The 12142-nt window shown below is 54.0% G+C and carries 9 protein-coding genes; all 9 read right to left on the bottom strand.

Features of this window, described 5'->3' with window-relative positions:
* Positions 1 to 7 precede the first annotated feature (7 nt).
* The 9 genes from dnaE to rseP all read right to left on the bottom strand — a co-directional run bounded on the left by dnaE (position 8) and on the right by rseP (position 12139).
* Positions 8 to 3490, bottom strand: a complete 3483-nt coding sequence (gene dnaE, locus AC6I8B_RS03845) for a DNA polymerase III subunit alpha (RefSeq protein ID WP_033756640.1) — start codon at positions 3488 to 3490, stop codon at positions 8 to 10.
* A 31-nt stretch (positions 3491 to 3521) separates the two neighbouring features.
* Positions 3522 to 4148 carry a ribonuclease HII gene (gene rnhB, locus AC6I8B_RS03840; RefSeq protein ID WP_022625455.1) on the bottom strand — a complete coding sequence of 209 codons (627 nt, stop codon included), beginning with the start codon at positions 4146 to 4148 and terminating at the stop codon, positions 3522 to 3524.
* On the bottom strand, positions 4141 to 5289 hold the full coding sequence (lpxB, locus tag AC6I8B_RS03835; RefSeq protein ID WP_157353413.1) for a lipid-A-disaccharide synthase: 1149 nt from the start codon (positions 5287 to 5289) through the stop codon (positions 4141 to 4143). The genes rnhB and lpxB overlap by 8 nt, the downstream gene beginning before the upstream one ends.
* 3 nt (positions 5290 to 5292) lie before the next feature.
* Positions 5293 to 6081 carry an acyl-ACP--UDP-N-acetylglucosamine O-acyltransferase gene (lpxA, locus tag AC6I8B_RS03830; protein WP_010254134.1) on the bottom strand — a complete coding sequence of 263 codons (789 nt, stop codon included), beginning with the start codon at positions 6079 to 6081 and terminating at the stop codon, positions 5293 to 5295.
* 3 nt (positions 6082 to 6084) lie between these two features.
* Positions 6085 to 6540, bottom strand: coding sequence for a 3-hydroxyacyl-ACP dehydratase FabZ (gene fabZ, locus AC6I8B_RS03825; protein WP_003852639.1), 456 nt, complete (start codon positions 6538 to 6540; stop codon positions 6085 to 6087).
* Positions 6541 to 6692: 152 nt separating this feature from the next.
* Positions 6693 to 7718 carry a UDP-3-O-(3-hydroxymyristoyl)glucosamine N-acyltransferase gene (gene lpxD, locus AC6I8B_RS03820; RefSeq protein ID WP_010254128.1) on the bottom strand — a complete coding sequence of 342 codons (1026 nt, stop codon included), beginning with the start codon at positions 7716 to 7718 and terminating at the stop codon, positions 6693 to 6695.
* A 3-nt stretch (positions 7719 to 7721) separates the two neighbouring features.
* Entirely contained in the window at positions 7722 to 8219 is a 498-nt protein-coding gene (gene skp, locus AC6I8B_RS03815) for a molecular chaperone Skp (RefSeq protein WP_010254125.1), read from the bottom strand.
* Between the two features lie 110 nt (positions 8220 to 8329).
* Positions 8330 to 10741: an outer membrane protein assembly factor BamA gene (gene bamA, locus AC6I8B_RS03810; protein WP_010254119.1), complete on the bottom strand. Its 2412-nt coding sequence runs from the start codon at positions 10739 to 10741 to the stop codon at positions 8330 to 8332.
* A 51-nt stretch (positions 10742 to 10792) separates the two neighbouring features.
* Positions 10793 to 12139 carry a sigma E protease regulator RseP gene (gene rseP, locus AC6I8B_RS03805; RefSeq protein WP_010671861.1) on the bottom strand — a complete coding sequence of 449 codons (1347 nt, stop codon included), beginning with the start codon at positions 12137 to 12139 and terminating at the stop codon, positions 10793 to 10795.
* Between the last annotated feature and the right edge of the window lie 3 nt (positions 12140 to 12142).

The raw sequence follows: 12142 nt of genomic DNA, 5'->3' as shown, positions 1-12142 counted from the left end.
TCCTGTTCTAGTCAAACTCCAGTTCCACCTGCTCCGATCCAATCAACGAGCGCAGATCGTTAAGTAAACGATCGCTGGGCGAAATTCGCCACGCGGCACCAAAGCGCAGCTTCGCTCGCGCGTCGGCTCTCTGATAGTAGAGATGCACCGGAATAGTCCCTGATCGATGAGGTTCCAGAGACTGACGGAGTCGGTTTAATAGCTGGTCATCAATTTGCCTGTCCGTCAGCGAGATAGCAAGTCCGCGCGCGTATTTTTCGCGAGCTTCGTCGATGTCCATGACTTCACGAGCGGTCATTTTAAGGCCACCACTGAAGTCATCAAAGCTGACCTGTCCGCTGACGATCAGAATTCGGTCTTTCTCCAGCAACTGCTGGTATTTATCTAACGCATCGGTAAATAACATCACCTCAAGACGACCGGAGCGATCGTCCAGAGTACAGATACCAATTCGGTTGCCGCGTTTGGTGACCATTACCCGTGCCGCGATCACCAGACCGGCCGCCACGGTAATTTTACCCCGATCGGTAGGATGCATATCTTTCAGCCGCACCCCGCCAACGTAACGCTCAATTTCTTTCAGGTACTGATTAATCGGGTGGCCGGTAAGGTAAAGCCCCAGCGTTTCCCGTTCGCCATCCAGCTGCACCTGCTCAGGCCACGGCGTGACGCTGGCATACGATTTCTCAACCTGCTCCGGCTCTTCCGCCAGTACGCCAAACATATCAGCCTGGCCAATCGCTTCCGCTTTCGCGTGCTGATCGGCCGCTTTTAACGCGTCACTGAGTGAACTCATCAGCGCAGCACGATGCGGTCCAAGGCGATCAAAGGCCCCGGACATGATCAATTTTTCCATTACCCGACGGTTGATCTTTTTGGTGTCGGTACGGGCGCAGAGATCAAACAACTCGCGGAAATAACCGCCTTCGTTACGGGCGTCGATGATCGCTTCGATCGGACCTTCACCGACGCCTTTAATCGCGCCAATGCCGTAAACGATCTCGCCCGCGTCATTAACATGGAACTGATAAAGACCGGAGTTGATATCAGGCGGCAGGACTTTCAGTCCCATCCGCCAGCACTCATCGACCAGGCCAACCACTTTCTCGGTGTTATCCATGTCGGCGGTCATGACCGCAGCCATAAACTCAGCCGGATAGTGTGCCTTCAGCCACAGCGTCTGGTAGGAGACGAGTGCGTAGGCCGCAGAGTGTGACTTGTTAAAGCCATAACCTGCAAATTTTTCTACCAGATCGAAGATCTTCATCGACAGTTCCCCGTCGATGCCCATACTTTCAGCACCGTCGCGGAATACAGAACGCTGTTTGGCCATCTCCTCGGGTTTCTTTTTACCCATGGCGCGACGCAGCATATCCGCACCGCCCAGCGTGTAACCGGAGAGAACCTGGGCGATCTGCATCACCTGTTCCTGATAGAGGATGATGCCGTAGGTCGGTTCCAGCACCGGTTTCAGGCTTTCATGCTGCCACTGAATGTCGGGATAGGAGATCGCTTCACGGCCATGCTTACGGTCAATGAAGTTATCCACCATGCCGGACTGCAGTGGGCCAGGACGGAACAGCGCCACCAGTGCGATCATATCTTCGAAGCAGTCGGGCTTCAGACGCTTAATCAGATCTTTCATGCCGCGCGATTCAAGCTGGAACACCGCGGTGGTTTCCGAGCGCTGCAGCATATCGAAGCTTTTCTTATCATCCAGCGGGATAGAGGCGATATCGATCGGCTCCAGCCCCTGTTTTTCCCGGCGCGGGTTGATCATCTTCAGCGCCCAGTCGATGATGGTCAGCGTACGCAGACCCAGGAAGTCGAACTTCACCAGGCCGGCATATTCCACATCATTTTTATCGAACTGGGTCACCGGGAACTGCCCATGCTCATCGCAATAGAGCGGCGCAAAATCGGTGATCTTCGTTGGCGCAATGACTACGCCGCCCGCATGTTTACCGGCGTTACGGGTGACCCCTTCCAGCTTGCGCGCCATGTCGATCAGCGCTTTAACCTCTTCGTCCGCGTCATACATGGCGGGAAGCTGCGGTTCAGCAATAAAGGCTTTTTCCAGCGTCATGCCGGGATCGGGCGGGATCAGTTTTGAAATGCGGTCAACGAAGCCGTAAGGATGTCCCAGCACGCGGCCCACATCGCGAATGACCGCTTTCGCCGCCATGGTGCCGAAGGTAATAATCTGGGAAACCGCTTCACGTCCGTACATATCTGCAACGTGTTCGATCACCTGATCGCGCTTCTCCATGCAGAAGTCGACGTCGAAATCGGGCATCGAGACGCGTTCCGGGTTCAGGAAGCGTTCGAACAGCAGGTCAAATTCCAGCGGATCGATATCGGTGATTTTCAGCGCATAGGCCACCAGCGAACCGGCACCGGAACCACGCCCCGGCCCGACCGGCACGCCGTTGTCCTTGGACCACTGGATGAACTCCATTACGATCAGGAAGTAGCCGGGGAAACCCATCTGGTTAATAACGTTGAGTTCAATCTCCAGACGTTCATCATATTCCGGGCGTTTCTCAAGGCGTTCGGCTTCGTCCGGGAACAGGAACTCGAGACGCTCTTCCAGACCCTCACGGGATTTCACCACCAGATAATCTTCGGTGGTCATGTCACCGGTCGGGAACTGCGGCAGGAAGTATTCGCCCAGCCGGACCGTGACGTTACAACGCTTAGCAATCTCTACGCTGTTTTCCAGCGCTTCCGGGATGTCCGAGAAGAGCTCGCACATCTCCTCTTCGCTGCGCATATATTGCTGAGGACTGTAGTTACGCGGACGCTTGGGATCATCCAGCGTATAGCCGTCATGAATGGCGACGCGAATTTCGTGCGCATCGAAATCTTCTGCATTGATAAAGCAGACTTCATTGGTGGCAACGACCGGTATTCCCTCTGCAATCGCCAGTTCAACTGCCGCATGCAGATAGCTCTCTTCGTCCTGACGGCCGGTACGAATCAGCTCCAGGTAGTAGCGATCGGGGAAATGTTGCTGGTAAAACGACAGGCATTGCGAAACCAGGGCATTGTTGCCGCGCAGCAGGCTGCGACCCACATCGCCGCGCCGTCCGCCCGACAGCAGGATTAATCCTTCCTGCAATTCAATCAGCCAGTCGCGGTCGATGATCGGTCCGTCCACGCCATACCCACGCTGATAGGCACGGGAGATCAGCAGCGTCAGGTTCTGATATCCGGTATTACTGGACGCCAGCACAGTAAGCTGTGTCAGTTCATCCCCCATCAGTTCACTGGCAACGTTGAAATCGGCACCAATGACCGGCTTTATCCCTGCGCTATGTGCGCCACCGTAAAATTTCACCAGGCCACAGAGGTTAGTGAAGTCGGTAATCGCGATAGCCGGCATGCCAAGGGCAGCCGCCTTCTTGATTAACGGCCCGGTTTTCGCCAGGCCATCAATCATCGAATAGTCACTGTGGACACGCAGATGTATAAAACGGGGTTCAGCCATATCAGTTTCCGGTTAAAACAGCGTCAGGCTATTAAAGCGTAAGGGTCTGGCGTGCAGCCAGTACTTCAGCATCGAGCAGCGCATTGCGTACGGGCGCAAAACTGCGACGGTGGTGCGGCGTGACGCCATACTGCGTCAGTTTTTCCATATGCAGCGCCGTCGGATAACCTTTGTGCTGCGCAAAACCATACTGCGGGAACAGCAGATCGAGTTCGGTCATCTCCTGGTCACGCGACACTTTGGCGATGATCGATGCTGCACTGATTTCGGCAACCAGACTATCCCCTTTAACTACCGCCTGTGAAGGCATTGGCAGTGCCGGGCAACGATTACCATCAATCAGCACATAATCGGGCTGAATGCCGAGGCCAGCTACGGCGCGCTGCATCGCCAGCATAGTGGCATGCAGAATGTTGAGCTGATCGATCTCTTCAGGCTCTGCGCGTCCCAGACTCCATGCCAGCGCTTTCTCTTTGATTTCGTCATACAACGCGAGGCGACGCTTTTCAGACAGTTTCTTCGAGTCGGCCAGGCCGGTAATCGGGTTTGCCGGATCGAGGATCACCGCGGCAGTAACGACCGCGCCAACCAGCGGACCGCGGCCCACTTCGTCCACACCGGCAATCAGTCTGGCGACAGGATAGATAAAATCAGGCATTCACCAGCTCCAGTACCGCATCCGCTGCCTGCTCATCGGCGTTCCAGCGGATCTGTTGATGTAATTCATGAAACGTCTGCAGGAGTGTTTCTCGCTCAGGCCCGGCATGCAGCAGCGGATCTAACGCTGCGGCCAGGGCTTCAGGCTGACACTCATCCTGCAGTAACTCTTTGACCAGCTCACGCCCTGCCAGCAGGTTTGGCAGCGAGACGTAAGGGGTTTTGACCAGCCGTTTCGCCAGCCAGAAGGTGGCCGGCTTCATGCGATAACCGACGACCATTGGGCATTTTGCCAGCATACACTCCAGTGCGGCAGTGCCTGACGCCAGGAGTGCGGCATCGCTCGCAATCATCGCCTCACGTCCCTGACCATCAAGCAGATGCATCGGCAGTTCGGGGGCGGTTTCGGCTTTAATCTTCTCAAACTGTTCGCGGCGACGGGCGTTGACCAGCGGCACCACGATTTCCAGTGCCGGATAGTGACGACGCAGCAACTGAGCGGTTTTCAGAAAATCGGCGCTGAGCATTTCCACTTCCGCACCCCGGCTGCCGGGCAGCAAGGCCAGGCAGAGCGCATCATCGGCAATGCCCAGATGACGGCGTGCAGCCAGCTTATCGGGTTGCAGCGGCATGGCATCCGCCATGGTGTGACCGATAAAACGACAGGGAACGTTATAGCGATCGTAGAAAGCTTTTTCAAATGGCAGGAACGCCAGCACCAGATCGGTGTTACGACCAATCTTAAAGACACGCTTTTGCCGCCATGCCCACACCGAGGGGCTGACATAGTGGATAGTGCGAATGCCAGTGCGTTTAAGATTGCCTTCCAGCGTGATATTGAAATCGGGCGCATCAATCCCGACAAAGACATCGGGTCTGAGTTCGGTAAAACGCCGGGTGAGATCGCGACGGATTGTCAGCAGGCGTCGCAGGCGACCGAGCACCTCGACAATGCCCATCACCGCCAGCTCTTCCATCTCATACCAGGCTTCACACCCTTCTGCCTGCATCAGAGGACCCGCCACGCCGACAAAGCGTGCATCCGGATGACGGGCTTTCAGGACACGGATCAGACCTGCACCAAGAATATCGCCGGAGGTTTCTCCGGCGACCAGGGCAATCGTTAAAGGACGCGCTGACATGGATTAACGAATTAATCCACGGGTTGAACGGGTGAAGAAATCGTAGAAAGGTTGCACTTCGCTGTGCTGCTGTGCGATGGCTTCGATCTCCGGTTTCACTTCCTCCAGCGTTCTGCCGCTGCGATAGAGCAACTTGTAGGCGTTGCGGATAGCGTGCAACGACTCTTTGCTGAAGCCACGACGCTTGAGACCTTCGATATTGATCCCGAACGGCGTAGCGTGGTTGCCCTGCGCAATAACGTAAGGCGGCACATCCTGCGCCACGCCCGAACAGCCGCCAACCATCACGTGAGCACCGATGATGCACCACTGATGTACCGCTGTCATGCCGCCAATAATGGCGAAATCATCGACCGTCACGTGACCACCCAGGGTGGCGTTGTTGGCGAAGATACAGCGGTTGCCAATCACGCAGTCATGCGCGATGTGAGCATTAACCATCAGCAGATTATCGCTGCCCACTGTGGTGACCTGGCCACCCTGCGTGGTGCCGCGATGAATCGTCACGCTTTCACGGATGCGGTTACGATCACCGATCTCAACCCGTGTTGGCTCACCGGCATATTTCAGATCCTGATTCACTTCGCCAATTGAGGCGAACTGATAAATCTGATTATCTTTACCGATGCGCGTGTGGCCGTTCACCACAACATGTGACTTCAGTACCGTTCCTTCACCGATCTCAACATTCGCACCAATAAAGCAAAACGGGCCAATGTGAACGCGGGCGCCAATAATAGCGCCCTCTTCGATGACAGAACTGGGATGGATAGTGGCTGTTGGATCAATCACGAATTATGCCTCCCGGCTGCGGGCACACATCATGGTCGCTTCACAAACGATTTTACCGTCGACAGTCGCCACGCCTTTAAAGCGGGTCAGACCACGGCGGGTTTTCTCGAAAGTGACTTCCATGATCATTTGGTCGCCAGGTACCACAGGGCGCTTGAAACGAGCACTGTCGATACCGGCAAAGTAGTAGAGTTCGCCTGGCTCCAGTTTACCTACGCTTTTAAACGCCAGAATACCGGTAGCCTGCGCCATCGCTTCCAGGATCAGAACGCCAGGAAAAATCGGTTTACCAGGGAAATGCCCCTGGAAAAACGGTTCATTAACAGAAACGTTCTTCACTGCACGCAGGTATTTGTGCTCTTCAAATTCCAGCACGCGGTCTACCAGCAGAAACGGATAGCGGTGCGGCAGCAGCTCTAAAATCTCTTCAATTTTCAGAGTATGAGTTTCAGTAGTCAAAATACTCTTCCTGTCCTAAAAATCTGATGACATCAATAACACGGCCTGCACAGATCAAAATGATCTTCCGCAGGCCGCAAATAGGTTCTGTGGCGCCGGGCTTCCCTGCTTAACATTTTTATTATGAAAGCCGGTCAGTTTTGGGATGGCGGTTAGTCGTCTTTGCCGACCTTGCGCTCGATGGCTTTTAAGCGTTTGCTCATGTCATCGATGTTCATCACCAGCGCTGCAGTTTTGCGCCAGGTTTTGTTGGGTTGCAGCGGAATGCCTGATGAATAGACACCAGGCTCTGTGATAGGACGCATGACCATACCCATACCGGTCACCGTTACTTTGTCACAGATTTCCATATGGCCGTTAATGACGCTGGCACCGCCAATCATACAGTAACGCCCAATTTTCAAACTACCCGCCATGATCACACCGCCTGCAACCGCAGTATTGTCGCCAATAACTACGTTGTGAGCGATCTGGCACTGGTTGTCTATGATAACACCATTGCCGATCAGAGTGTTATCCAGCGCACCGCGATCGATAGTGGTGCAGGCACCTATTTCTACGCGATCGCCGATTATCACCGCGCCTAACTGCGGGATTTTCACCCAGTTACCACGATCGTTGGCATAGCCGAAACCATCAGAACCGATGACGGTACCTGACTGAATCAGGCAATCCTGACCGATTTCAATTTCGTGATAAACAGAGACGTTGGCCCAGAGACGGGTACCGCTGCCGATACGAGTTTTTTTGCCAACAAAACATCCTGCACCAATGACCACGTTATCGCCCAGCTCAACATCCGCTTCGATCACCGCATTGGCGCCAATGGCGACGTTGCTCCCGAGTCGGGCTGAGGGATCGATCACTGCACTGGGGGCAATATTTTGCGCTGGCTGTGGCGTGGTATCGAGTATTTGTGCCATACGCGCATAGGTCAGGTAGGGATCTTTCACCACCAGCGCTGCGGTATTGCACCACTCCAGATCCGCTTCCGTCAGCACCACGGCTGAGGCCTTAATCAGGGCGAGTTGCTCGCGGTAACGGCTGTTTGCAAGAAAAGTGATTTGGCCAGTTGTGGCGGATTGCATAGAAGCAATGCCGGAGATGACGATATCGCCATCTCCGTGCAATTCTGCATCCAACTGCTGGGCTAAATCAGCCAGTCGAATAGATGACATGAATTATTTAACCTGTTTCAGCACGTCAGCAGTGATGTCTTTTGCGTTTGACGCATAAGCCACCGCGTTAGCGTCGATCACGACGTCGTAACCATCGCTGTCAGCGACTTTCTTCACGGCATCCTGAATACGGCTCAGCAGCTTGTTACGCTCTTCCATCTGACGACGGCGATTATCCTGCTCAAAAGACTGGGCTTTTGTAGAGAAAGCTTCACGCTGAGACATGACATCTTTTTCCATACGGCTGCGTTCGCTCGCCTTCATGGTAGAACCGTCACGCTGCAGACGCTGCATTTTGGTTTGCAGATCGCGCTCCTGGCTCTGCAACTCAGTTGCACGGCCTTTGAACTCGTTTTCCAGCTGTTTAGCAACAGTCGCACGTTGCGGTAACTGTTGGAAAATGCTGGACACGTTTACCACTGCAATTTTGTCGGCAGCCTGAACACCAGCGGAGACCGCTAAAGCAAGACCCAGACCTGCGGCACACAACAACTTTTTCACTATAAACTCCTTACCATCAACGTTTGTGTCAGCGACACAGTGTTTGCCCCGGAACAGCAACAGGTGCTGTCCGGCAGCAATACTTCAGCTATGCATCCATGCTCAGAACATTACCAGGTTTTACCAATGTTAAACTGGAACTGCTCTGACTTGTCTCCATCGACTTTCTTCATCGGCTGGGCGTAAGAGAACACCAGCGGGCCGAGCGGTGACATCCACTGTAGCGCAACACCGCTGGATACACGGATATTGTTTGGATCGCTGTAGTCAGGAATGCCCGCCGCACGCGTTTCTGCGGTATTTTCCCAATGGGTATCCCACGCTGTACCGGCATCGACAAACACCGAGGTACGAACCGAGTTAGCATACTTCTCGCTCAGGAACGGCGTTGGCGTAATCAGCTCAAGGCTGGCAATCGCCATGGCGTTACCGCCCACCGCATCGTCAGACTTACAGACGCCATTTGGATCGGCGATTCGGCAGTTCGACGAGTTGTTATTTAAGTAGGCTGCTTTCGGTCCAATGGTGTTGGACTGGAAGCCGCGCACGGTGCTTGAACCACCGGCGTAGAAGTTCTCGTAGAACGGCATCTCTTTGCCGTCGAGACCATCGCCATAACCTACGCGACCACGGCCTAACAGCACCCAGGTACGATCCTGGTTAATCGGCACATACTGCTGAGTATCCAGCGTGGCCTTATAGAAGCTGTTATCCGAGCCCGGAATCGTCACCTTACCGTTCAGGTTGGTACGGTTACCGGACGTCGGGAAGAAGCCGCGGTCCAGGGTGTTATAAGTCCAGCCGTAGTTAAAGGTGAAGTCATCTGCTGAGAAATCACCTTCATCATTGAGCTGCTGCGGCTTGCCGACCGAGTCAAGATAACGCCACATCGCCACCTGAGGCTGCATGTTTGACAGGTCATTGTGGACATAGCCCAGACCGACACGCAGGGTGTTGTTTTCGTTAACCGGGAAGCCAAGCGTGCCATCCAGACCATAACTTTTGTTGGTATAGTCAGAAAGGTCCGCGTTATCTGCTTTAAAGTCGTTGTAGAACAGACGACCACCCAGACTGACACCATCAACGGTGAAGTAAGGGTCAGTCAGCGAGAATTCAGCATAGGTCTGGTAATCGTTCTTGGTCCCGCTGATGCCCACGGTATTACCGGTGCCCAGCCAGTTATCCTGCGTGACGCCGACCTGGAAGCTCACACCACTTTCGGTGCCGTAGCCGACGCCGAAGTTAAAGGTACCGGTGTTACGCTCTTTAACCTTGTAGACCACGTCAACCTGGTCCGGCGAACCTGGCACACGCTGAGTATCCACATCAACGGTTTCAAAGTAACCGGTACGGTTCAGACGCTCTTTACCCTGTTCAACCAGATCGCTGCCCAGCCACGCGCCTTCCATCTGACGCATTTCGCGACGTAACACGGAGTCTTTCGACGTGTCATTGCCTTCGAAACGGACGTTACGGACATAATAACGGTTACCCGCATCCACATTGATATGCAGTTTTACGGTTTTGTCGGCGTCGTTGATTTCTGGCTGTGTTGCCACGCGCGGATAGGCATAGCCGTAGCGGCCCAGCAGTTTCTTGATGTCATCTTCCATTTTCGTGACTTTGGCGCCGTTATAAAGCTCGCCTGCCGGAATCTTGGTCAGATGTTCAATTTCTGCTGAATGGCCCGCCATGCTGCCATTGACGATCACGCCAGCGATTTTGTACTGGTCACCTTCGGTGATGTTCACCGTGATGTAGATGCCTTTTTTATCAGGCGTCAGACTGACCTGCGTTGAATCGATGTTAAAGCGTGCGTAGCCACGATCCAGATAGAAGCTGCGCAGGGTTTCAAGGTCACCCGCCAGTTTCTGCTTCTGATATTTACGATCGCCGACCACGTTCCACCATGGCACTTCATCGCGCAGCTGGAAGCGGGAAATCAGCTCATCGGAGCTAAAGGCTTTATTACCGACGATGTTGATCTGCTGAATTTTTGCAGAGACACCTTCAGTAAAGACCAGCTTCAGATCCACACGGTTACGCGGCAGTGGCGTGACCACGGCTTTCACGTTGGCGGTATATTTACCTACGCTGTAGTAGAAATCCTCAAGTCCCTTCTCGATAGAGGAGATGGTGGTACGGTCCAGCGCTTCGCCGACACGGACACCTGAGGCTTCCAGATTTTGTTTGAGCTGATCCTCTTTCACCGCTTTGTTACCGGTGAAGGTAATGCTGGCAATGGTAGGACGTTCTTTGACCTGGACAATCAGCGTTGTACCGTCTCGCAGGACCTGAACATCCTCAAAGTTGCCAGTAGCGAACAGCGAGCGAATGGTATTTCTGACATCATCGTCATTCACCGTATCGCCAACCCGTACTGGCATGCTCAGCAGAGCCGCGCCGACGGCGACTCGCTGCAGCCCTTCGAAATGAATATCCTTCACTACGAAATCGTCTGCACCGTAAACGGTGGCGCTGCTAAACAGCAGCGACGCTATGAGCAACTTTTTCATCGCCATCGTTGTTATGCGTTTTCCTAACACATCCCTCGAATGTTCGCGTTCCAGCGGTTACAAACGTGAGAAATCATTGAAAAGTGCAAGCCCCATTAACAGCACCAGTAAAATTGAACCGATGCGATAACTAAAGTCCTGAACTCGCTCGGACACCGGTCCACCCTTGATCTTTTCGATCGCCAGGAAGAGCAAGTGCCCACCATCTAAAACCGGCAGAGGGAACAGGTTGATGATGCCCAGGTTGACGCTAATCAACGCCAGGAACATCAGGTAGTAAATCAACCCATACTCTGCTGACAACCCTGCACCCTGCGCAATCGAAATTGGCCCGCTCAGGTTGTTCAGCTTCACATCACCGGTTATTAACTTGCCCAGCATGGAGACGGTGAGCTTCATCAGTTGCCAGGTTTTTACACTAGCCTCACCGATAGCCGCAAACGCGCCATACTGTCTTACCGTCTTGTACTCTTCTGGCAGAGGAACAATGCGCGGAATGACACCCGCAAATCCCGCTTTACTGCCAGATTTCGCTTCTGGCGTCATCGTCAGCGCAATAGACTCACCGCCGCGATCCACCTCAAGCGCCATGCTTTTGCCGGGGTTATCCCGGACCTGCGTGACAAAAGTCTGCCACTGCGATAATGGCTGACCATCGACTTTAACGATCCTGTCGCCTGCTTGCAAACCGGCTTCACTGGCTGGCGAGTTCGCCTGCACTTCTGCCAGCGTGGTCTCAATCTGCGGACCGCGTGGCTGAATCCCTAACGCGACGACCGGATCCTGCTTATCAGGCTCAAACTGCCAGTTACGCAAATCCAGCTGTTTCTGCTGGGTTGCGTCCTCGCCAAATCGAGCCACTGTTAAGGTGGTGCTGCTGTCGCCGATTTTACCCACCAGCGCCATACGCACAGCATCCCAGTCAGGCGTTTCGATACCGTCAACAGCCTTAAGTTCCATGCCGGGCGTAATTTGAGCTTCCGCAGCCACCGAACCGTTTAAAATTTCACCGATTACCGGGCGCACGCCGGGCACGCCGTGAATAAACACAACCCAGTAGGCAAAGATGGCAAAGATGAAATTAGCGACAGGACCTGCCGCAATGATGGAGGCGCGTTGCCAGACGGCTTTGTTGTTAAAAGCCTGATGACGAAATTCGGCTGGCACGCTTTCAACACGCTCGTCGAGCATTTTAACGTAGCCGCCAAGGGGAATCAGCGCGATGACAAATTCGGTGCCGTGGCGGTCACGGCGCTGCCAGAGCGACTTACCAAAACCAATGGAAAAGCGCTCAACTTTGACGCCACAGCGACGAGCGACCCAGAAATGGCCAAACTCATGAACGGTAATTAATACGCCCAGCGCAACGATAAAGGCGACGAAACTCCAGAGTATGCTCAACATCTT

This window comes from Pantoea sp. X-Soil-ISGK-285, assembly GCF_059730815.1.
The sequence above is the reverse complement of the archived record's forward strand: the minus strand, read 5'-3'. Positions and strand labels throughout refer to the sequence as shown.

Excerpts from the sequence above, each read along its gene's own strand:
- dnaE (WP_033756640.1), bottom strand. The coding sequence starts at position 3,490 with ATGGCTGAACCCCGTTTTATACATCTGCGTGTCCACAGTGACTATTCG.
- rnhB (WP_022625455.1), bottom strand. The coding sequence starts at position 4,148 with ATGCCTGATTTTATCTATCCTGTCGCCAGACTGATTGCCGGTGTGGAC.
- lpxB (WP_157353413.1), bottom strand. The coding sequence starts at position 5,289 with ATGTCAGCGCGTCCTTTAACGATTGCCCTGGTCGCCGGAGAAACCTCC.
- lpxD (WP_010254128.1), bottom strand. The coding sequence starts at position 7,718 with ATGTCATCTATTCGACTGGCTGATTTAGCCCAGCAGTTGGATGCAGAA.
- bamA (WP_010254119.1), bottom strand. The coding sequence starts at position 10,741 with ATGGCGATGAAAAAGTTGCTCATAGCGTCGCTGCTGTTTAGCAGCGCC.
- rseP (WP_010671861.1), bottom strand. The coding sequence starts at position 12,139 with ATGTTGAGCATACTCTGGAGTTTCGTCGCCTTTATCGTTGCGCTGGGC.